Annotated in this window: 22 protein-coding genes and 1 pseudogene; 3 read left to right on the top strand and 20 right to left on the bottom strand. The window is 53.6% G+C overall.

The window, feature by feature from the left end:
• Positions 1-691 precede the first annotated feature (691 nt).
• The 10 genes from LC531_RS21810 to LC531_RS21765 form a co-directional block, all read right to left on the bottom strand.
• On the bottom strand, positions 692-2,044 hold the full coding sequence (locus LC531_RS21810) for a radical SAM/SPASM domain-containing protein (RefSeq protein WP_223654332.1): 1,353 nt from the start codon (positions 2,042-2,044) through the stop codon (positions 692-694).
• A gap of 63 nt (positions 2,045-2,107) precedes the next feature.
• Complete coding sequence (locus LC531_RS21805; RefSeq protein ID WP_223654331.1) at positions 2,108-2,317, bottom strand: hypothetical protein; 210 nt, start codon at positions 2,315-2,317, stop codon at positions 2,108-2,110.
• Between the two features lie 767 nt (positions 2,318-3,084).
• Positions 3,085-3,291, bottom strand: a complete 207-nt coding sequence (locus LC531_RS21800) for a hypothetical protein (RefSeq protein ID WP_223654330.1) — start codon at positions 3,289-3,291, stop codon at positions 3,085-3,087.
• 48 nt (positions 3,292-3,339) lie between these two features.
• A complete protein-coding gene (locus LC531_RS21795) occupies positions 3,340-3,528 on the bottom strand; it encodes a hypothetical protein (RefSeq protein ID WP_223654329.1) in 189 nt (62 codons plus the stop codon).
• Between the two features lie 14 nt (positions 3,529-3,542).
• Positions 3,543-3,770 carry a hypothetical protein gene (locus tag LC531_RS21790; protein ID WP_223654328.1) on the bottom strand — a complete coding sequence of 76 codons (228 nt, stop codon included), beginning with the start codon at positions 3,768-3,770 and terminating at the stop codon, positions 3,543-3,545.
• A 14-nt stretch (positions 3,771-3,784) separates the two neighbouring features.
• Positions 3,785-4,015 (bottom strand): hypothetical protein, encoded by a 231-nt coding sequence (locus LC531_RS21785; protein ID WP_223654327.1) that lies wholly within the window; start codon positions 4,013-4,015, stop codon positions 3,785-3,787.
• A gap of 29 nt (positions 4,016-4,044) precedes the next feature.
• The gene (locus LC531_RS21780) at positions 4,045-4,251 is read right to left on the bottom strand and encodes a hypothetical protein (protein WP_223654325.1); all 207 of its coding nucleotides are present in this window, start codon (positions 4,249-4,251) and stop codon (positions 4,045-4,047) included.
• Positions 4,252-4,324: 73 nt separating this feature from the next.
• Positions 4,325-5,098, bottom strand: coding sequence for a head GIN domain-containing protein (locus LC531_RS21775; RefSeq protein WP_223654323.1), 774 nt, complete (start codon positions 5,096-5,098; stop codon positions 4,325-4,327).
• A gap of 1,156 nt (positions 5,099-6,254) precedes the next feature.
• Entirely contained in the window at positions 6,255-8,582 is a 2,328-nt protein-coding gene (locus tag LC531_RS21770) for an erythromycin esterase family protein (protein ID WP_223654321.1), read from the bottom strand.
• 768 nt (positions 8,583-9,350) lie between these two features.
• Entirely contained in the window at positions 9,351-9,740 is a 390-nt protein-coding gene (locus tag LC531_RS21765; RefSeq protein ID WP_223654319.1) for a hypothetical protein, read from the bottom strand.
• A gap of 204 nt (positions 9,741-9,944) precedes the next feature.
• Between LC531_RS21765 and LC531_RS21760 the strand changes: the two genes are divergently transcribed.
• Both LC531_RS21760 and LC531_RS21755 read left to right on the top strand, forming a co-directional pair.
• Positions 9,945-10,094: a hypothetical protein gene (locus LC531_RS21760; RefSeq protein ID WP_223654317.1), complete on the top strand. Its 150-nt coding sequence runs from the start codon at positions 9,945-9,947 to the stop codon at positions 10,092-10,094.
• Entirely contained in the window at positions 10,075-10,536 is a 462-nt protein-coding gene (locus tag LC531_RS21755) for a DUF6169 family protein (RefSeq protein ID WP_223654315.1), read from the top strand. Before LC531_RS21760 ends, LC531_RS21755 begins: the two co-directional genes overlap by 20 nt.
• 45 nt (positions 10,537-10,581) lie before the next feature.
• Here LC531_RS21755 and LC531_RS21750 read toward each other — a convergent pair whose 3' ends face one another.
• The 6 genes from LC531_RS21750 to LC531_RS21725 all read right to left on the bottom strand — a co-directional run bounded on the left by LC531_RS21750 (position 10,582) and on the right by LC531_RS21725 (position 16,524).
• Positions 10,582-11,148 (bottom strand): recombinase family protein, encoded by a 567-nt coding sequence (locus LC531_RS21750; protein WP_223654313.1) that lies wholly within the window; start codon positions 11,146-11,148, stop codon positions 10,582-10,584.
• A gap of 245 nt (positions 11,149-11,393) precedes the next feature.
• Entirely contained in the window at positions 11,394-12,545 is a 1,152-nt protein-coding gene (locus LC531_RS21745) for an ISAs1 family transposase (RefSeq protein WP_223654311.1), read from the bottom strand.
• Between the two features lie 89 nt (positions 12,546-12,634).
• Positions 12,635-13,021 (bottom strand): hypothetical protein, encoded by a 387-nt coding sequence (locus LC531_RS21740; protein ID WP_223654309.1) that lies wholly within the window; start codon positions 13,019-13,021, stop codon positions 12,635-12,637.
• Positions 13,022-14,078: 1,057 nt separating this feature from the next.
• On the bottom strand, positions 14,079-15,080 hold the full coding sequence (locus LC531_RS21735; RefSeq protein ID WP_223654307.1) for a S41 family peptidase: 1,002 nt from the start codon (positions 15,078-15,080) through the stop codon (positions 14,079-14,081).
• A 314-nt stretch (positions 15,081-15,394) separates the two neighbouring features.
• Positions 15,395-15,943 (bottom strand): hypothetical protein, encoded by a 549-nt coding sequence (locus LC531_RS21730; protein WP_223654305.1) that lies wholly within the window; start codon positions 15,941-15,943, stop codon positions 15,395-15,397.
• Positions 15,944-16,050: 107 nt separating this feature from the next.
• Positions 16,051-16,524, bottom strand: coding sequence for a hypothetical protein (locus tag LC531_RS21725; RefSeq protein WP_223654303.1), 474 nt, complete (start codon positions 16,522-16,524; stop codon positions 16,051-16,053).
• A gap of 473 nt (positions 16,525-16,997) precedes the next feature.
• Between LC531_RS21725 and LC531_RS21720 the strand changes: the two genes are divergently transcribed.
• Positions 16,998-17,975 (top strand): IS110 family RNA-guided transposase, encoded by a 978-nt coding sequence (locus tag LC531_RS21720; protein WP_223654301.1) that lies wholly within the window; start codon positions 16,998-17,000, stop codon positions 17,973-17,975.
• Positions 17,976-18,128: 153 nt separating this feature from the next.
• Here the strand turns inward: LC531_RS21720 and LC531_RS21715 are convergent, their stop codons facing one another.
• The 4 genes and pseudogenes from LC531_RS21715 to LC531_RS21705 all read right to left on the bottom strand — a co-directional run bounded on the left by LC531_RS21715 (position 18,129) and on the right by LC531_RS21705 (position 21,332).
• Complete coding sequence (locus LC531_RS21715; protein ID WP_223654299.1) at positions 18,129-18,521, bottom strand: T9SS type A sorting domain-containing protein; 393 nt, start codon at positions 18,519-18,521, stop codon at positions 18,129-18,131.
• A gap of 93 nt (positions 18,522-18,614) precedes the next feature.
• A pseudogene (locus tag LC531_RS23060) lies at positions 18,615-18,722 on the bottom strand (hypothetical protein); the annotation flags it as partial.
• Between the two features lie 12 nt (positions 18,723-18,734).
• Positions 18,735-20,561 carry an RCC1-like domain-containing protein gene (locus tag LC531_RS21710; RefSeq protein WP_223654297.1) on the bottom strand — a complete coding sequence of 609 codons (1,827 nt, stop codon included), beginning with the start codon at positions 20,559-20,561 and terminating at the stop codon, positions 18,735-18,737.
• A 279-nt stretch (positions 20,562-20,840) separates the two neighbouring features.
• Positions 20,841-21,332 carry a hypothetical protein gene (locus LC531_RS21705; protein WP_223654295.1) on the bottom strand — a complete coding sequence of 164 codons (492 nt, stop codon included), beginning with the start codon at positions 21,330-21,332 and terminating at the stop codon, positions 20,841-20,843.
• Positions 21,333-21,626: the final 294 nt, after the last annotated feature.

The raw sequence follows: 21,626 nt of genomic DNA, 5'->3' as shown, positions 1-21,626 counted from the left end.
TCGAGGCCAATGCCCACGGCTGCTTCTTTTAAAACTGCCTGCCGAAGGGTTAGAACCTCAACGTCCCGCCCTAATTCATCAAACTGGCACTGACCTATCTCATTGCCGACTACAGCTATTTCGCCGACACGCTGGTTGAAGCCCCGACTGCGTGCAGTACTGGCACTATTATTTAGCCGCAGTGCAAGCGTAGTCAATCCCTCTTCTACGATTCTATGTGCTACGCCTAACTCTAAGCAGTTGAACAACTTTGCTATCGCATCAAAAAGTTTTGCCGCGTCGCCACGCACTATGACAAGTCGGACGCACATTATTTGTCCTTTATTCGCTTAGTAGCCACAGTGCTATAGCTCCGAGACCGTTAAACTTTCTATGGTACTATTAATACTTACGTACGAGCAATAGGTATATATTATATAAATATAATTCTTCAATATTAATGTGTGTCAAATAGCTTTGATGCATTTTTACGCCACGATGGCATTCGTGTCGGCTTACATAGTGAATCAAGGCGAACAAGTTCACAATTTTTTTGCTATAGGTCCATTTCTCTGCTTACAAGTGTCAAATATTAGAGCATGTGAATTCTAGATAAATATAAATTTGCTAGTAAAGACATTAGTACACTTCTGTGCCTGCACTAATAATATTAATTGCTTTAGCTAATTAAATTGAGTTTTTAACTCGAAAATTAAGAGCTAGGCAGAAGCACCGTTTTCTGTGATTCTTCTAATAATCTGCGTTTTTCGTTTAATATTAATGCCTCTTCAAACTTTCCAATAATTATTTTATCCTTTTGCTTTTCATCAAAGCCATTTACGCAATAATCTCCTTTTCCCAAATTATCTACAGCATGTTGCGAGCAACCTCCATTACATAGGGGAAGAATACGGCATTCTAGACAAGGTTTGTTGTTAAATTTTGCCGAAAGTCTTTTGTTAAGAGAATCATTCTCCCATACAATTTCCCCTAGTTCGCTTATATAGCCTTCACGTTTTACAGTAGTAAAATCTCTGGCGGTACATTTGAATATATCGCCATTATAATTAATAGTACAACTGTTTTTCTTATCAGCGTAGCAGGAGTCACGCAAATTATTCATTGATAAATTCGAGCGAACAGGTAAACCTGCGCTTTGAAATTTATTTATGACATAATGTGTCATGTCTTCTATATCTTCACCCTTGTCCTGCCAGACACGATGAAAATCTATTAGCAATAGGTCACGTTGCGCTTCAGTTATGTCATTAATATCATCAATAATATCTAAGCACCTTTCAATTTTTGATAAAGTGTAATTTATCCGCATAGTAATTCTTATGCCTTCTTGTAGCATTGTTTTTATATTTCTTAATATTTGCTTATAAGAACCTTTGCTGGCATTGACATACCTCACTAAGTCATGATCTTGCTCTGCGCCGTCTAAAGTAACTTGCATATGCTGAGTCTTATTTTCTTTTAAAAGTTTTGCCATCGACTCTGTGACAAGGTAGGCGTTAGTTGTAAAGCTTATCCCACCATTTATTCCATTAGCAGCACACACTTCATTAAAATGCTTCATTATAGGTAGAACAATATCTTCAAAATAAAGTAGAGGCTCACCGCCAAACCAAGATAAAGAAAAGTCCTTCAGCGCTGGACTTTTTGCGGTTTGAGTAATAAATGAATTGGTCCTTTCTATTATATCATTGCTCATTCTTGAACCCTTTACATGGGTTTCGTAGCAATACCAGCACTTGAAATTACAATTCATTGTTGGATTAATTGTGAGCCGGTAGATACTTTCGTTTAGATCGACCAATCTGCTTACTTCTTTAACTTGTTCGACTTCATTTGATTCATTTTCAACTATATATCCACCTTCTACTAATGCCTCATAAAATTTTGGATGCACCTCTTGAAGATTATCGATACCCTCTGATTTACCAGCGATAAACAAGTCTTTCAGTAATGGAAGGACAATGAGATAATTATCCGTAAATCCGTTGTGCAAGAAAAATTCATTTCCATACGGAAGCAGCGAGGTGAATTGGCTAATTTTCATTTTTGAAATTCTTTAAGATTTAAATTTTAAAAATAATACTTTGGATGAATTACAAAAAAAACGCTATCCTCCACAACCAAATTCACAGTTTGAGTTTGATGTTTTGCCGCATGAAGACACACAATTCCCTCCATTGCAGTTATCAGCTCCTTCAAAATCAGTTATTTTTGGTGCGCTTATAATAGCAAATCCACCTATCAAGTATCCTTGCTTATCTTCAGCAAGTTGCTCTAGCTTATTGAATAAGCTTTGTATGTTACTGAGCTTTTCCATAAATTACTGAAATGGGTTTGAGAATCTGAATGAATTTGAACGAGGATTAGGTGGTGTTAGGGGGTTAAGTTAAAGTTAATTGATTGCGGCATATTATCATGTTGGCAATGATTTAGCTAGGTTTAGTGGGAGCGCGGGTCAACCTTTAGTCAATAGCTTTGCAGCGAAAGCCGTTGAGCCAGGTAAAGGTGCGCTCCATTATCCAGCGTATGGCCACCGGACTTGGCCGCAGGTACTGTTCGAGCTACTATCGATTTGAAGAAGGCCAAGCGTAGCCAGATGGCGGGCAAAGCGTCCGCGACAACTCTTATTCGTCACAATTATCATTAGCCGCTGGCACCAATTATGCCGGGCTGGTAGCAGAATGAAAGCTGTTGCCCTATGATAGCCGTTCGATGTATGGATACAAAAGCCAGAATAGGAATTTTCACAACATGCAAAATTTAGCGTTTAATGCTTTTGACGCTCTTTCCCTCATCTAGGCCCTGTGCTCAAAGATGCGCGAGGCCAACCGCGCTCTTTGGCTGTCGAAGCACACCTAACAACGGCGTGGTTAGCCGACTAGCGGCTAGGTAGTCTTGGTTGGCCTTATCTATCAGCGTCTGTAACAGGCTGTTCGACAACCAGTGGCAAAGTAACATACGCTCGACCAGAACTGGCTGGCTACGCTATTGATAACCAGTCTGACTGATAAAGCCTGACTATTGAACCTGGAATCGTTTCAATTATTGCATCAGTAATGTTGCTAAACCTTAGATTAGAATCAATTAGCCACATGCGATTGCTATACAATTGGTGTTTGTAGTTTTACAGCCTGGTGCGCAGTTGCCACCAGAACAATTATCTGTCCCTTCAAAGATGTTCATTTGAAGACCACCTATGGCGGCAAATCCACCGATTAGATGTCCCTGTTGATCTTCAGCGAGTTGTTCCAGTTCGCTAAACAACTCGCGCAAATTACTGAGCTTTTTCATGAATAAGGTTGGTTGGTGAAAAAATGGTTTTAATTGTTATCAATACCACTACAAACAAGTTGCGTTTGCAGAACCACACCCAACTGCACAGTTGCCTGTGTGATCGTTATCACCTGCAATTGCGGGAATTTCTAAAGTATTAATAGCGGCAAATCCACCGATTATATGTCCCTGTTGGTCTTCAGCGAGCTGTTCCAATTCGTTGAACAACTCGCGCAAGCTGCTGAGCTTTTTCATGATTCTTAATTAAATTATGTCATTTGCAAACAAGACCCATTCACCGGCGTACAATTTACATTCGTAGTCGAATCCCCACAATTAGTTGAACAGTTGCCGCCGTGACAGTTATTATCACCTTCAAAGATATTCATTTGAAGACCACTTATAACAGCAAATCCACCGATTAGATGTCCCTGTTGGTCTTCAGCGAGCTGTTCCAATTCGTTGAACAACTCGCGCAAGCTGCTGAGCTTTTTCATGATTCTTAATTAAATTATGTCATTTGCAAACAAGAAGCGTTAATCGGTGGGCAATTCGCATTTGTGGTCGATCCCCCACCACAAAAAGTGGTACAATTGCTAGAACCACAGTTATCAGTTCCTTCAAATTTAACCATTTGAAGACCACCTATAACAGCAAATCCACCGATTAGATGTCCCTGTTGGTCTTCAGCGAGCTGTTCCAATTCGTTGAACAACTCGCGCAAACTGCTGAGCTTTTTCATGAATAAGGTTGATTGGTGAAAAAATGATTTTAATTAGCGCAAGCCCCTTTGCAATTTGTATTTGTGGTATCACAACCACTTATGCAATTGCCACCATTGCAGTTATTATCACCTTCAAAGATATTCATTTGAAGACCACCTATAGCGGCAAATCCACCGATTAGATGTCCCTGTTGATCTTCAGCGAGTTGTTCCAGTTCGCTGAACAACTCGCGCAAATTACTGAGCTTTTTCATGAATAAGATTGGTTGGTGAAAAAATGGTTTGTTTATGTTGAGTTTTTATACAATTAGTATTAAACGCATTGTTCTACATACGAGTTATTTCGCCACCTTGTTGTTTACTGCTTTTGAAAAGTTTACCTTTTCCTTTATATTTTATAACTGCTTCGTTAACAGCATTGGCATCCAATGAGTCACTAACAGATAATTCAACCTGACTCGCACCAGATGCATAAGCTTTGCATTCTTTAGATATCAGTTTTGAATTTTTAAATTTACTCCCTTGTGTTACATGAATGTCTAATTGATTTACTTTTCCTCTAACATTAGCAATAGAACCTCCTCGCATTATAATTTTTAAAAAATCAGATTTTATGTTTCCGTATAATTTTGCTCCAGAAGCTAAATAAAATGATACCTTCTCAGAATTATTAAATACTTCTTCAATCCTTACCTGTGCACCATCTGCAGCTTCTACGTCATAAAGTATTGGTATGGTAACATAAACTTTGAACTCTTCACGCGAATGAACCAAACCTTTCCAATTAGGGTCGTCTGAAGCATCAAAATAAATTCGTAATTTATCCTTTGTTGTTACAGTTTTTATCTTTTCCCCTAAATAAGCAGAAGAAGTTATAACGGAAACAGTTTTTTGATTGTTTTGGCTTAAATAAAGCTTTATTCCATCATCTACAGATATCTCTTGAAAATCATCAACTCTTCTTACGGTTTTGTAAATTTTTTTATAAAATAAATTTATATTATTATATGTAAAATTATCTTTTCTTGAAAAACATACCGCACTTGTTACAATTGTTATTAACAAAATAATAGAGAAAAACAAAAGTCTTATTATATTCATAAATAAATATACAAATAATAAATTTTAACTCCAATAAACGCAATGAAAAATTAAATTTCTCCGCTATTACTTCGACAAAGTTACCATACTCTTATCTTTTAAAAAGGACAAATAGGCGATATTTGTGACATCGCAAACAATGAAAAACACACAATAAAACACAATAAATAATCAACAAAACCACATATTTCATCGATTTCTTAGCTAAATGACATATTATCTTTTGCAAAAAATTGTGCATTTGTGACATTTGTTCATAAAGTTTCTTCTACTATAATGAATTTTAAATGAATTAAGAATTTCTGTGATTTTGTTAAAAATTGTTCTAATACCCTAAGGTTAAGACTCTTGTTATGCTGAACGCCCTATGCTGTCTGCACTTCACTGCCCGGCAACTACTGCCCCAGTAGCCGGATAGTATCCGCGAGCCGAAGGGTAATAAGGTCGGTGTGAGGTAGTTTAGCCAAAACGGACAGAGAGAAGTCTTAACTTTCCTGTCCATGCCTGACAAATCAAATGCCGGTGGCTCGTCCGCCACTCGTAAGAAATACACGTCGGCCTTTTAGGCGAAGTGTGTGCGTCAAGTTACTGCTGGTGCCCGCCAAAGCGACTTAGCCCGTGCCCAAGGCATCTCGCCGGCCCTGTCTTGGCCGTTGGCAGCGCCAAGCGCTGGAGCAGGTCGTGCCCAGCAGCGCCGAGCGCAAAGAAATAAGCGCTTATGCGCTGAGTTGAAGCGCGTGTAGATAGAGTGGGATACTTAAAAAAAAAGCGGTGATCAGTGCCTACTTTAAGCACATGTTCTCGCAGCCTCTGTCGTGAGCAACTACCGTTTTAACGCTACTAAGGCAGTTTTGAATGACCGGCGGCTCCTGTTCTCCAAATGTGTCTCGTTTGATTATCTCGCTAATCAGTGGCTCCTACTACCCACTAACCGTGACTTATTGAGACAAATGCACTTGCTCCCTGCTAAATTCTGATGCTAGGAGCGCCTAACGGGAATTTCTGTTCCTACTCTTGCGCTACCCCTTGTTCATTTAAACGGAGGTTTCCCTGAACAAACCGCCCTGCTGAGCGCTGAATGCAGGGTTTTAACGTGCAGCCACCAGGTTTGGAAGCACCTCGTTTAACCTTTGGACCAAACTTTTAACCGAGGCCATCATTCGCGGATTTCGTCGACAAACAGCAACCCGTCAAACTCCAGGCGAGGTTGGTGGAGGTGGAACTCCTGCGCGGGGGCCGGCCGCCGAATGTCGCGGAATAGCTGTTTCTGAAACAGCCAGGCCGACTCGTCGCTCAATGGCAGCGCCCGCAGGGGCAAAAAGGCGGCGGGTAGTCCAGCCGCGTGCAGCCACTCCTCGACCGTGCCCGGGTACGCGGGTTGCGCGGCCGCTAACCCGGTGGTACTGGCCGCGTACGAGCCCCGGTGGAACGCCGTGCCCACGGCCACGTAGGCCGGGCCGTACAGGGCCCGCAGCCATTCCCCCAGGGGGCGGTCGTCGTCGGCGGTCAGCGCCACCAAGTGGTTGGGGCCCCAGACTGCCAGCTTGGCGGCCGGGTGCTGCTGGCCGAGCCAGTACACGTTTTCGGCCAGGGCGCCGCTTTGGTACAAGGCGCGCTGCTGGCTGGACAGGGTGTAGGCGGTGGTGTATTGGTCCAGCAGGCGCAGCAGTTGCTGCGGCCCCGCGAGCGCTGCTGGAGCGGCCGGCCGGCCGCTGGTTTTGGCGTGCACGTCCAGGTAGGTCGCCAGTTCCTGCACCCGGTGGCGGGCCGTCACGGCGGGCGGCCCCAACTCCGCGGGCGAGGCCCCCGGCCGCACGGTATGCGTCAAGGTAAGCAGGGCTTGTTCGGCCTGGCCCAACAATTCCCGGGCGGTGGGTTCCTGCCAGGCGGGTGCTTGACGCAGCGCGGCCAGCGCGGCCAGCGGGTCTTGGGGCCGCACCCCGGCCACGTGCAGCCGCACGACCCCAGGGCGCTGGTTGTAGGTGCGCAGCCACTGCACCAGGGCTCCCAGGGGTGGGCTATTCCAGTCGGCCCCCAAGTGGCTCAGCAAGGCAGTGGGGTCGCCCGCTCCGCCCTGCACGTAGGCGTCCAGCGGCTGCGCCACCGCCATGTCGGCATCCAGGACCAGGTACGTGAACCCGTGCTGCTCGGCCAGCAGTCGGAACACGCGGAATTGCCACCGGGCCAGGTCGGCCGACCCAGGGGTGGCTTGCCCCAAGCCCACGACCCGGGCCGTGCCCAGCAACGGGCGCAACGCCGCCAAGGGCGCTCCGTCGGCCCCGGGCGGGACGGCGGGCAGGGGCAGCAGGTGCCGGCGTAGCCAAGCGGTTTCCGCCGCGGTGGGGACCGCCGCGTCCGTGGCGGGGGCGGCCGTGTAGGGCCGCCCGTCCAGGGCAAACCGCACGTCGTCGAGCCCCGTTGTGCCCGCGCCGGCCAGCCGCACGCCCAGGCTAAGCGTCAGGCGGAAATCGGGGTTGAGCTGGGGTGGCAAGGGCACGTCCACCCGAAAGGGCTGCCACCCCGGGCCAGGGGCCACGGCTAGGGGCGCCTCGCGAAATACCGGCCGGTCGCGTATCGCCGTATGGCTACGCGTCCCGGTTGGGTTGCGCGGTTCGCTCAGCAGCGCGTAGGTGAGGGTCGGGGCCGGGCCGGGGGTGAGTTGCCGCACCTGGCCGCTCACGGTCAGGGTGTGCCCCTGGTTGGTGGCGGCAATGGGCAGCGCCCCCACGTACAGGCGGGCGCCGGGGCTGCCGGCGGGCAGCGTCAGGCGCAGGCTGCGGCGGCCCCGGGCCGGGCCGGCCGAGTCCGGCGCAAAGACCGGGGCGGACAGGCTCGCGGGCAGCGGCCGCTCGAAGTCCCAGTTGGGCGGGGTGGCCGGGAGCAGGTAGGGTTCCGTGCCGGGCAGTGAGCGGTCGCGGTAGGGACGGTCTCCCACGCGCAGCTCCGCGGCGTCGAGCCAGACCTGCCCCGTGCCCTGCGCTCGAAAGCCCAGCATCACCCGGGTAGCCGCTGCCCCTACCGGCAGCTGCAGCTCCATCTGCTGCCACCCGCTATCGGTCGGCCGCCGCCGAACGCTGTCGACCTGCGCCAGCGCTTCGGCAGGCAGGGCCCCGTACACGTAGGCGTAGAGGCCGGCGGTGCCGTGGAACCCCGCCGTGCGCAGCCAGGCCCGCACCGTCAGGGTGCCCCGCACCGAGTCGGTTGGCAGCGCGTAGGTCAGGAACGCGACGCTCGGGGCCGGCTCCTCGACGTCCAGGTCGAAGCGCACGCTGCCGCGCCCCTGGTGGGCCGCGGCGGCGGTGTCTAGCACCACGTGCGCCGCGGGATTTTTGGACCACGCCCAGAACAGCAGCGGAGCGGGCCGGTTCACGTCCGGTTCAAAGCCCAAGTTGAGCCGGGCCTGCCCCTGGGCGGTCAGTGAGGTTAGCCCACCCAGCAGGACCAGTACGGAAAAGGCGCAGCATAACCGGTGGAAGGAAAGCATGGTCGGGAGGGGTACGGGCGACAAACGGGGCGAAAGGTCAGCCGTGGGCGGATACAACGTCGCTCCACGATTAGTAACCAAAGTAGCGCCGGTAAACTGAAACGGTCGAAATCGCTTCCTTCGCAAACGGCCCAACGCAGGCCCAGCTAGGTCGGGTCGGGAAAGATGTCATAAACGGGGCATGGCTGCGGAAAAGTACCACGCCGGCCGCAACGGCCATCGGGGGCCAAAATCACACTGATTCCAAGGTTGGGTTTATAACACGCATTATGTAAAGGGATTATTCTCAGAACAAGAGGGAAAAGATTGTACTTCCCCACTGCCCCCTAAATCCTGTTTGCCTAAGCCCGGGAAAGCACTTGGTGGCGAGTTTACGAAACTCATCCGGGGTCGCACTATACTAGGAACGGAAAACAACGGTAAGCCCGTTTGACCACCAAAAACGCGCTTATTTGTCTCACCAAGTCAGTAATGCAGGCACGAGTGAGCCGTTGATACGTGAGATGAGCAAAAGCTACATGCTAGTCTGGTCAGAAACTGCTTTTCTTAAAAACTGCCTTTGTAGCGTTAAAACGTACGTTTTATGAGATGGCCCGCTAGCTCAGGATTCCTTAGCGTTGTTTTCCGTTCCTACTATTGTGCGACCCCCATCCCTGCGGCGCGTTTCGTAAACTTTGAATCGTAGACGGGTTTCTTAAACTCTTTCAGCCCGCAGGGGCCCACTGGCACCAGGTGCCGGGCAGCTGCGAGGGGTTTACCCAAAAAGGGTTATTTAAGGTGAACGATTCTTAACCGAGACAAGGTGGAATCGATGCGGCCCGTTGGCCCCACCTGCCAGATTCCTTTCCCTGTTTCAAAAGCAGGAGACGTGCTCACTCGGAGCGTTTTCCGCTTTACTGCCCCACCTTCTGGCAGTTGGTCCAATTGGATGAGGCTGTCCGTTCGGGTATAGCGGCCGCGGATAATATCTTCCGAAAACAGGCCGGCGCTGGTGTAGTCGAAGGTGCCGTCGGCCCGTAATTCCAGCCACTCGCCGTATCCCGCCACGGAGTCGGTTGAAGCCTGTAAGACCACGGGGCTGGCCGTAAAATGCTGGAAGCCTACGGCCAGCAGCAGGGCACCCGCCAAGCCTACCGTGGTTTTGATGATGTTGGCCATGCAATGGACAAGGTAGCCAATGGTTCAGCAAAACGGTGGTTTTCGGTCTTGTCACGTTTCTTAAACGAACGTTTAAAAAATGTGACAGGTAGATGGCTTAGAAAATGCGCCCCTCGCTAGGCAACCAAGCTTGACTGTTTGCCTCAAACTAATCTGCTAACGGCCTCGTTATATTTGTCCTACTACTCGCTACTAGTATTACACATGGCCGCTACTACGCCAAAACTTGATTGGAGCCGCATCGTCCAGCAAATGGCCGCTGATAAAGCGCGTCTGGAAGCGGCTATCGCGGGAGATAAGCAAGCCCGCCAGCAGGTTACGTTCGCCCATCCTCTTGCGGTACCAGCTAACTAGCACCACCGACGGGGAAGAGTTCACGACCGATGCAGGCGTGCAGTATGTGGTGTACTTCTCGGAGGCCGCTGCGTATTTCCCAGGCTTTGCCGCGGCTCCTCATGCCTTTATGCTCGGGTTTATGCGGCGGGACAAGGCCAGTCAACTGGTTGACATACCGGCCCACGACCCGCGCATTCGGGAAACTATTGTTTATGTAGTAGCGCAGTTTTTCGAAGACGAGCGCCGGGTACTGGCCTATGTATGCCAACAGGGGCCACAGGAGCGGGCGCGTCATCGGCTATTTGCCGCGTGGTTCCGGCAGCACAGTCACGGGCAATTTATCCGCCGAGTTGTGGGGGAAGAACACGGCTTAGCCGCCGCTCTCATTTACCGCCAGACGAATCCTTTCGCGCAAGAATTGCAGCAGTTGCCGAGTATGGAAGACAAATTCAGGCAGTGAGGGGCTTTTAGGGTATTGGCTCATCAAAAACGTAGGGGCTACTGTTTAGCAGGCCGATGCCAGTTCGTAACGGTAACGCTTGACACTAGCCCGGCTGATGCCGGTGAGCGTGACAATCTCGGCCACCGACAAGCCTTTATCTAAGGCTTTGGCCACCTTCGCTAGCTTTTCGGCGTCACGCCCCGCGGGTCGTCCTAGATGCTTGCCCTGCTGCTTGGCTAACCTAATACCGGCCAAGCTCTTCTCGCGGTTATTCTCGCGCTCATACTGGTTGAAGGAGGAGAACACGCCAATAATCATCTTGCCGGCGGGCGTGCGCGAGTCGATGCCCAGGTCGAGGGCCCGAAAGTGCACCCCACGGCGGTTGAACTCCTCCACCAGCTGAATCGTGTGCACCGTGTTGCGGCCTAACCGGGCCAGGCGGTTCACCACTACCACGTCGCCCTCGCGCATGGTGGCCAGCAACTCGGTGAGCGCGGGGCTACTCGTGCGAGCACCCGACACTTTTTCCTGAAAGATGCGCGTGCAGCCGGCGCGGGTCAGGTCTTCCAGCTGCGTATCGAGGTTTTGGTCAGCCGCTGAAACGCGGGCGTAGCCGAAGGTATGTTGCATGGCTCAAAAAGTATGGGTCACAAACATACGTTTCAGAACCCACTTTTTGACCCACGAAAAGGGGCATTAATCAGCTCGATGGAGGGGGGTCTGAAAGGTGCGCCTTCTTGAGCCACCTCTAAAAGCACCGATTACCACGCCCACGAGCAGTAGTCGGGCTAGCGCCAAGCGCTACCGCCACGAGCTCGTTACCGAACAAGTACCGACTAGCTGACCGACCTGTGGCAAGCGCTGTACCCCAGGGCTTACGCATCAAAAGTAGCAGCGTCTTTTTGACGGGCGCAGGTTAGCAGCTGGGTCATGTATTCATCGTTCCAACCCGCGTTTCGTCGCCGGGCCCGCAGACTTCCCGGCTGGTGTTTTCCTTGCTTTAACAGGTTGAAAGCCAGTTTACGCAAGACGGCGAAGCTGCGCGTGGCTACCCGGTCACGGCTACGCGCGTCGTCTTCGCGGAAGACCACATCGAGCACCCAGTGCAGGCTATTCTCAATCGCCCAGTGCCGGCGGATGGCCTCGATAAGTACTACCGGGGCATCCGGGCAACTGGTCAGATAGTAGCGAATCTCGGCGTGGGTGCCGGGTTGATGTTGCACGTGGCGAATCGTTTCGACGGCGATGATGGCCCGCAAACCAGGCCAGTCCCGTAGGGCCGCTAGCTCGTCGCACAACGACAGCACCCAGGCCCGGCGCCGGACCCAGCGCCCTGGCCGGCAGTCAAAGGCGTCGTAAGCGGGCGCATAGGTCGCCCCGAGGTCGAAACAAGCGGTTTTACAATAGGCCACCACGGCGCGATGACACCGGCCCTGGTTGCCTTTTAAGGCCAGGATATAATCCGCCTGTTGCGCGAGCAGTTGCCGGGCGACGGCATACTGGCAGCCTAGGGCATCCAGCGTTACAATCGTATTGGTTAAGCACAAGCTATTAAGCAAGAGGGGGATAGCCATCAGTTCCTGGCCTTTCCCTGCCACCGCGACCTGCCCTAAGCTCAGCCCCTGCTGCGTGGCGAAGGCGCTGACCACATGCAACGGGGCTTGGGCCCTGCCGCGGTCAAAGGAGCGGCGGATGGTTTTGCCATCGACGGCCACCACCTCGCGCGGCAACGGCGGCGCGGTGCTGGCCATCCACTGCCGGAAGCACTGTTCCAGCGCCAGGGGGTCCACCAGCGAGAACACGCGCCGAAACGTATCGTGGGAGGGCGTACCGTGCGGCAACTCCAGGAAAGAGGTCAGCCAGACGTACTTCAGGCGCCCGTAGTGGGCGATGTCCACCCACGTTTCCGCTCCGGCCACCACGGCACACACGGCGATAACGAGCAGGTTAAGTAAGCGGTGCCGGGTACGGCCGGCACAACGCGGGTCAGGTAAGGTGGCGAAAGAAGCGACTAGCTGGCTGAGCATAAGGACCTTGACAATGCCTAAAAAGGCAAAGGTCCGCGCCTATTACACTAGCTGCTGTTTGATGCGTAAGCCCTGCGCTGTACCCGGAATCAGAGCCGGGAAAATAGAGCGTAGGTCAGGGGCTGCGCCGGACGAGTGGCAGCTACCACGAGTTGCTGTTGGGAGCGGACGAGGACCAGCGTTTTGGTGGGGTCGGTGCGCCCGCTTAGCTGTAAGGATTGAATACTATCCACCGCCACCGCCCGTCGGCTCCCAGCCCCGTGCCCGTAGAAGTAGAGGCGATACGTTTCGCGCCCCGTTTCCGAGTCGAAGTCCTGGGTCTGATAGTAGAAGCGCCCCGTCAGGTGCTGCCCATTCACCAGGGTTGCCTCGCCAGGCCGCGCGTAGGCATAGGGATTTGGAAAGATGGGGAAGCGGGCACTGGTACCGAGTAGCCCAACCGCGCCCAGCAGCAAGCCAAAGGGGAGAATGCGCATCAGATAGGTGGTTAAGAATCAGTGGATGAGTGCAAGATAGTAGAAAAGCGGCCAAGGTGCCTACGCGCAGTTGTTGAAGCTGTTCTGAGCTACCGAAGCACTAAGGGAAGTTCGTCACATTTCACTAGGTTCGTTTGGAAAACGTGACAAGAACACCAGCAGGGCCGCTAGCGGGTCCTTGTCCAACCCTGTCTGAAAGCCGGTGGCTGTTTAAACTACCAGTTGACTGAACGTCCATCCAACTCCTGGTCAGTACCTTCCCCTTTCCCCTTTTTCCTGGTTATGACACCCAACTCCCTTTTCCTATTTGGCCTGACGCTCGTGGCCCTAGGCGGTCCTGCTTCCGCCCAAACAACGCCAACGCCTGCCCCTACTACTGCCCCGCGGAAGGGAGTTGCTCCCCCTAACAGGGACGCCGCGTCCCCGCGCACCGGGTCGATGTCGGCCATAAAAATAGACACCGCTGCCTTTCGTCACTCCGGACGCCCCGCTGACGCCCTCATGATGCGCACCAAGGACCTCCCCCCATTTGCCCCATCGAAAAATTAAAGGAGCAGGTACTACGAGCATCCGCTCCTTTGTGTAAACCCCTCACAGTTGCCCAGCGCCAGGTGCCAGTGGGCCCCTGCCGGGCTGGGCGAGTTTAAGAAACTCGTCTACGATTCAAAGTTTACGAAACTCGCCGAAGGGATGAGTTTCGTAAACTCGCCACCAGGTGCTTTCCCAGGCCTGGGCAAACAGGATTTTAGGGGCAGTGGGGAAGTACCATTACTCCGTTGCCTTTCTGGGTTTTATTTCTTAACATAAGCGGTGTTCCCAGACAACTCTTGGGAAAATGGTGGTTTTGGCCCCTACTTCCTCAGTCCTCAAATTGTGGTACTTTGGCTGGAACCGGGCTTCAATGTGGGCGTTTACGAAACTCATCTACTTGGCGCGTTTCGTAAACTTCGAATCGTAGACCGGTTTCTTAAACTCATTCCATGCTAAAAGGGCCAATTGGCACCTGGCGCCGGCCAGTTGTTAGGCGTTTACCGAAAGGAGGAGTAAAGCAGAAACGCTACTTAGCCTCCAGTAACCACTTTCTAGCGGCTTCTATCGTCTTATCTTGGGTATTGGCTGGCGCGTACTCCACGACCACATCCGGGGCGATGTTGGGCAAATACGTGTTCCGGTTTTTATCCGCCATATAGCCTGTTGCTAGCAAAAGATATGCTCCATCCGAAAGCCTAAAGTCTTGATTTGTGGTCGTATATCCTGCCGAAGGCTGACCAAAGAATTTCACATTGCTTCGCCCTTTAAAGGATAGGGCAACCATCTCGCCGCTACTTGCTGTCAGCGAGTCGATAAGAACGGCTACCCTTTGCTGCGTTTTAGCCGCTTTAACTGCTGGCTGTTCCTTTCCCTTACCACTCCAGACGTACAGCGGAATTGTCTTCTTAATCGTACGCCTGGGGAAAATAAAGTAGCCATAAATTCCCTCTCCGATGAGTGGCTGAAGCCCATTAATCATGGGGTGCATATTCCCGCCCGTATTATGCCGCAGGTCGACCACCCACCCCGTTAGGTTGTGTTGGGTTTCCAACGCTTCCATCTGGCGGCGTATGCCTTGAGAGAAGTTCTGCCCTACGGAGGAATTCATCGAGCTGAGTGCCGGAATTTTGAGGTACCCGATGTCATTTCCCAAGTACTGGCTTTCGGCTTGCTTGGCCTCATAGCTGGCAGAATTCTGACTGGTGGCCTTTTCCTTCGGTATGAAAAAAGAATGCTTGTCCCCCGCGTTTCGGAGCGTTCGCAGGATATGGTCGATGACGGGCTTACAATCCTCGACAGTTGCCAGACCCCGTGATTTTTCCGTGACTTCACGGCTCAACTGACCCCAGTTAATGGAGTCAGCATACAGCGCGTTCTGCTTTATTATGTGTTGGAATTCATTCAGGTACTGCACCACTTCCTTCGAAGGCTGAACGTCTGGCGTGCTGGTTTGAGCAAACAAGCTGCTCGCGGCAAAAAAGAGTGGCAAGACCAATAATCTCATCTGTAGCTTTTTTTGATAGGACATAGCAATCAGCTGTTGGAGGTAGCTTCAGCAATTGAGAGCAGTCGCCAGATGCAGAAAAGGGAAGCGTGGTTGCCCAGAAACAAAACGGAAACAGTGGTTCAAATGAGATAACAAACTATTTTACGTATTGTAAACGGTCGTGGCCGTTGCAGAACTCCCCGTCTCGCTTAGGAACAGGTTGAATGGATGGCGGGAGCCTAAATAAAGTGGCCAGATAGACGATTCACGGCGTTGTTTGGCCACTAATAACCTCGCCTATAGATCTAAACAACGTTCTGCAACAGCCACGGTCGTTTGCAGTATGTAAAATACTACTATTCTATTGCTTTATAAGCAGTATACAGCTGGTTAAAGTAATAGTAGGCAACTCCCACTACCCCTCCTAAAACAAGACTTACAATCCCCTTATAGCTGTAGTACTGTGTGTAGTACGTGGCAGTATGATTGATTAACAACCACATCATGGTGGTCACAAGCCCGGTCCATAGTAAGCCATAGGATAAGATGTACCCGAAAACGTAGTGCATCTTTTGCTTATCCGCTGGAAGCTTATAGAGAAAGGCTGTCCACCGTTCTCCTGGTCCATAGAGTGCCTGAACCACGAATTGCCCAAAAGACAGCTGCTTTTGAGCGGGAAACAGGTTTATTTTTTTGTATATGTTTATATACAGCGCGTAACCAACGTAGACTAGCACGCAACCGATGATAAGCAGTAAACCACCCCATTGGATATGGAAAACAGAGGCAAGAGGATTTGCTTCTCGCTTCAAGTCGGGCGTAAACAGAGCGGTACAATACGCATCGTAAGCCCGAGTTAGCAGAATACCAGTCAGGATAAGCGTAAACTTGATATGCTTCTTCATAAAGGGAGCAGAAAGGTAAAAACGCTTAAATGTAGTTCTCGGAATGCTGGGCTAGGAACGCGGAGCACGCGAAAGTGCTAAACTGGGTCTCCCTCTTACGCGATGAGCTACTTCGCTTCGGCCGGGGGAAGTGGCACATACTTAGGAAAATAAGACTTCACCACCTTGCGGGTTTCCGGGTTAGATTTCATGTCTTTACCAAACGCATCGATTTGCGTTTGGTAGAAGTTTCGCTCGTCGGCTAACTCTTGGGCTACTGCTCGTTGCGAGTCATATTTCACTTGAGAAACGCCCGAAAAAGCGCCGCCTATCCACAAGCCCAACAGCACGAGCAGCACCGGCCCTAACGCTAAGCCCGTAGGCCAGCGCCAGCCTTGCAAAAAATCCACCGGCACCGACCGGGGCACGGACTCCGCGGCTTTGGTTAAGGCAGCGGCGGCGGCCGTGAGTTGGCGCGTACTCTCCTGCACGCTGGCCATAACCTGCTGCGTCCCGGCCTGGGTACCGGCCGTAATAGCCGCCTCGATGCGGGCGGCGGCCTGCTTGCCGGCGGCGGCCAGATTCTCGGGCGTGGGTAGCAAGGCCTTCTTATAGCAGAAAGGGGCTAAACTTACGCTAAGAACATATCGGATATAATATGCAATTGGTTTCTAGCTAGGTCTGATTCCCGCACGGTTCAAAAAGTTAGGTTCAATAAACCAAGTGGCTGTGCCTTTTTGGACTGCCTTTCTGAACCCGTCCTACTGAGCCAATTGGTTCAATAGGACGCAAAACGTAAAGGGTCAATAAGTTACGGCTTTCTGGCCCTCGCTTGAAACGGCTTACAGTAATCCTATGTTTGCAGCGGGCTTACATTCAGGCGCTGACAGTGACAGGGAGGAGTAAGGTCGATTACAGTAAAGGGCCTATTTGCAGCCCGTCTAAAATGAGAATCCCCTCCCTGTTCTTGGGCGACGTTGGACAGTTCCATAAGGCCTGAGAGCCTGTATTAGGATTGAAAATAGCTCCCTGGAAATCACTGTCCGAACATATTTTAGTCACTTAAATCGTTTGTATGATGGAAGTTATCTTGAATGTAGTGGGTATTGATGTGAGTAAAGCCACCCTGGCCGTGTGCTATTCCCAGCAAACGCGGCTGCAGCACACAGAAGTGAGCAATTCGAAAGCTGGCTTTGAGCAACTCGTGCGCCGGTGTGGGGTGGAGTGCTTATACGTGATGGAAGCCACCGGCTCCTATTACCTGGCTTTGGCCTACCACCTAGTCGAGCAAGGCGCGCAGGTGGCCGTTGTCAATCCACTGGTTGTCAGACGCTTTATTCAGATGCACCTGGGCAAGGGCAAAAGCGACCGCAAAGATGCGCAGTGGTTGTTACGCTACGGCCAACAACAGCGGGCTATGCCTTGGCAGCCAGATGATGCCGTGCTCGTCGAATGCCGGCAGCTGGAACAAGTGAGCGAACAACTGATTCGGCAAAAGACGATGACGCTTAACTCTTTGGAAGCCTTGCAGCAGCACCCGGTGGTGAGTGCGAAAGCCGAGCAGCACCTGCGCCAGGCGCTCAGCCGGATGGAGGGGCAGATTCAGGAGCTGGAGCAGGAGCTAGTCGGCTTATTGGAACGACACTACGCTCGGGAGATGCCTTTACTATGCTCTATTCCAGGCATTGGACGCAAAACGGCCGCGATGTTGCTACTCTTTGCTAAAGGCTTTGCACAAGTAGAGACCTACCGGCAGCTAACCGCGAAAGCAGGTCTTTGTCCCCGCGAGTACAGCTCGGGCACGAGTGTGCGCGGCAAGTCCCGCATCACGCGCATGGGCGGCGGACTGATTCGCAGTAAGCTGTTTATGTGCAGTTTCTCTGCTAAAAAGGCCAATGCGGCCTGTAAAGCACTTTATGACCGCCTCGTAGCGAAAGGCAAGAATGGGAAGCTGGCCTTAATTGCCGTGTGTAACAAATTGCTGAAGCAGGCCTGTGCCATCGTCAAATCTGGCATCCCCTATCAACCCGATTTTGCAAGAATTTCTGCCTGAAGGCTTGCTTTTGAACACAGTTCATTTTACTCCCTCGCTGCTATAAGAAGGCCTAGTTGTGGTGGCCACCTCCCCCAGATGAATGGGGCCTTATTAATCAACTCGTTAGCTGAGGACGTCCGCACGGCCAACTCCGTGGCCCGGGGTCCTCGTTTATTCGATTGCCAATCGCGTTACTGCCGTGCCCTGCCGCAGCAGGTATATCCCGCTGGCCAGCCCTTGCACCTCCAGCGTTGTGGTGCAGGGGGGTAGGGAGCGCACTTGCCGCCCCGTCAGGTCGAAAAGTACTAGCGGGGCACTACAGCCCGGCGAGACAATGGTCACTGGTCCGTGCGTGGGATTCGGATAAACGCGGAAGCGGTCCAGCTGTAGGCCGCTGCCAGCTTGAATCAGCAGCGGCTCCAGCGCATAGGAGGGCGTGCCCAAGGCACCGGTCGCATTCTCCCCCCAGCCCCAAAGCGTGCCATCCTGGCGCACGGCCAGCACCGTGGCCCAGCCGGAGGCGATAGTCGCCCAGACCTGCCCCGCCGCTACGAGCTGGGGCACGACGCTATAGTACGTATTCAGCCGGGTCCACGGGCTGAGGTAGCCCCAGCCCCAGCTCCACAAGCTGCCATCGCGCTGTAAGCCGACGCTGTGGCCATTGCCCCCCCCGACCTTGGCCCAGCCTGTCGCCGTACCAACCTGCGTAGGGGTTGAAACCCGCCGCGTAGACTGGAGGCCAATGCCGAGTTGGGCGGTGCTGTTGTCGCCCCACGCCTACAGCGTTCCGTCGCTCCGAATAGCCAGCGAGTGCCGCCCGCCAGCCCCCACGCTTACCCAGTCGTGCCGTTGCCCTACCTGAACGGGTGTCGCCCGCTGCCCCCCGGCCGTCCCGTCCCCGAGTTGGCCGTAGGTGTTATCCCCCCAGGCCCAGAGCGTACTATCCGCGCGCACGGCGAGCGTATGGAAAACGCCGACGGCCACGCTGCGCCAGCGGGCGGTTCCCACGGGTTGGGGAGTTAGGCTTTGCTGGTCTACCCCCAGCCCGAGTCCTAACTGGCCCTTCTCATTGGCTCCCCACACCCAGAGCGTACCATCCTGCCGGAGGGCCGCGTTATGGCTGTTCCCTGCCACCACGCTGGTCCACGTAGTCGCCGCGCCTACTTGCTGCGGAGTTACCCGGGAGTCGGTGGTGCCGTCACCCAGTTGGCCGCGATTATTGAAGCCCCAGGCCCAGAGCGTGCCATCGCGCCGCAGGGCCAGGGAATGAGAACTACCCGCCGCGACTAGCTGCCACGTGGTGGCGGTCCCGACCTGCGTGGGCAAACGGCGGGGGGTAGTGGTGCCATCGCCGGCTTCGCCCCAGCTGTTCTGCCCCCAGCTCCAGAGGCTGCCGTCGCGCTGCACGGCCAGGGTATGGAAATCCCCCGTGCTCACGCTGGCCCACGTAGTGGCGGGCTCCGCCTGCCGGGGGGCAAAGACGGCAAACGTCGCCAGGCTGGGATGCCCGAGAGCCCCGACTTCATTCGCTCCCCAGGCCCAGACGCTGCCGTCCGGTTGGAGGGCGACGGCGTGCTGTTGCCCCATGACCACCTGCGTCCACGTGTGGCCCGCCGTCAGTCGGGCGGGGGAATCATGGGGGGAGTAGGTGCCGTCGCCGAGTTCCCCGTAGTACGAATATCCGTAGCCCCAGAGGGTGCCGTCGCAGGCTACGACGAGCGTCGTACGCGCGCCCAGCCCGACGCTGCGGGCGGGTACAGGCAGCGTCACGGGTTGGGGCGTAAGCTGGCTGCTCAGGCCCGGCCCGAGGAAGTACCCGTAGCCCCACGTCCACACCGTGCCATCCTGCTGCACCGCCCCCGAGTTATAGGCACCCGCCGCCCCACTCACCCAGGTGTGCGCCGTGCCCAGCTGGTGGGGCACCGCGGTAGGCGCGTTACCATGAGTAATGCCCGTTTGCTGACCGTTGCCCAACTGGCCCTGCCCATTATAGCCCCATAGCCAGAGGGTACCGTCTTGCTGAATGGCCACCACGTGGGAGGCCCCCGCCGTGACGTGCCGCCACGAGCTAGCTCCTACCACGCGCCCCGGACTGGGGCGGGGGCTGGTGGAGCCATCCCCGAGTTGACCGTCGGAGTTGGTACCCCAGGCCCAAAGGGAGCCATCGCGCTGGAGCGCCAGGGCAAACCCTTCGCCCGCCGTGACACTCCCCCACTCCAGGCCGGTTCCCACCCGCCCAGGCAGGCACTGGTCGGCCCCAGTGGTACCCGTGCCGAGCTGCCCACTGCTATTCGCTCCCCAACTCCAGAGCGAGCCATCCCGCTTCAGGGCGTAGGTATTGCTGCTGCTCACGGCTACCCGCTGCCAGGTGCTGTCCGTCCCCACCTGGGCCGGGGTCAGGTGGTCGGTCGTGGTGCCATCCCCCAGTTGTCCATTGCTGTTCATTCCCCAGCTCCAGAGGGTACCGTCGGCGTGCACCACGGCCGTATGGGTATCCGTGGTGGCGACCCAGGGCTGGCGGGCCTGGGCGTGCGCGAAGCGTGGTCGACTACTCAGGAGCAGCCCAGCGCACAGCAGGAGCAGAAAGTGGGGCAGACCACGCATGGGAAAGGAGCTAAAGAAAAGAGCGCTAGTACCCCCTAAGGATAGGCCGGGTAAGGTAGCTGGGTCTATTTTCCTGGCCAGGGGTTGCATAGCTACCACAATTAAGCAACTGGGAACTCCTGCCCGCCCTGCATCGCGGCAACAACATCGTTGCATAGCTACCACAATTAAGCAACTAGTGGGCTGGCACGTAGGCAAAAATCAGCGGCATTATCTTCCCGCTAGCTATCCCGGCGTCCACTACCGTCCGAGCACGGGTAGTGATTGACTGCGCGCCGGCTACTCCCGTTTGTAGGCCAGCGAACCCGCCGGGTAGCGGCTGGCCAAGCGCCACATCTCGGACCAGGCACAGGCGATGGGCATGTTCGGCGTTCCCCGGCACTCCACGCCAAACCGACTATCCGCCGTCGTGACTTGGCCGATGGCCTGCTCTTCGATGAGGGACCCGGTTGCTTGCGCGATAATCACAAAATGTAGCGACACCTTAATCCGGCGGTAGGCCGAGCGATGGTAATCGGTGGTAATCCGTCCTTGCGCTGAATCTGTCTCTGCGAGTTGGTAGCCCTGGGCCAGTAGCAGGGTGGCCAATTTGCGGTACGCAGTGCGGGCGCTGTCAGGGGTATGCACCACAATTACATTGGCGAGCTTAAAGGGCGTGGGCGCTTCCTGTCCGGCGGGTGGGGCCAGTTCTGTGGGCGTTGGGGGGGTAGGAAGGCTTTGCGCGTGCGTCGAGTAGGCCGGCAGCAGCAGGGCTAGGAGCAGCTCTTTCATGCCGGCAAGCTACCACCGCTCCGGGACTTAGGTACGTTCGACAGTCGGGTCGGTGTAAGGCTGTCCGTATTCCGAAAGTTAGCCGGTAACGAACCTGATGCGAAGCACACTCATAAAGCACGCTTAATCAGTTGTGTACTAGATAGTTTATAATAGTATAAAGCCGGTAAATCGGGCGGAATACTATTTTATACTAAATTGATTATTAGTTAATTAGCGACCCAAATGGCGGGAAATGTACTCTTGAGCAACGCCATTGTGGCAGCCGCTACATTCTCCCCTGGCTTAGCCTTC

The sequence above is a fragment of the Hymenobacter psoromatis genome (genome assembly GCF_020012125.1).
Lineage (GTDB): Bacteria > Bacteroidota > Bacteroidia > Cytophagales > Hymenobacteraceae > Hymenobacter > Hymenobacter psoromatis.
Note: the sequence above shows the minus strand (reverse complement) of the source record. Positions and strands in the feature narration are given on the sequence as shown.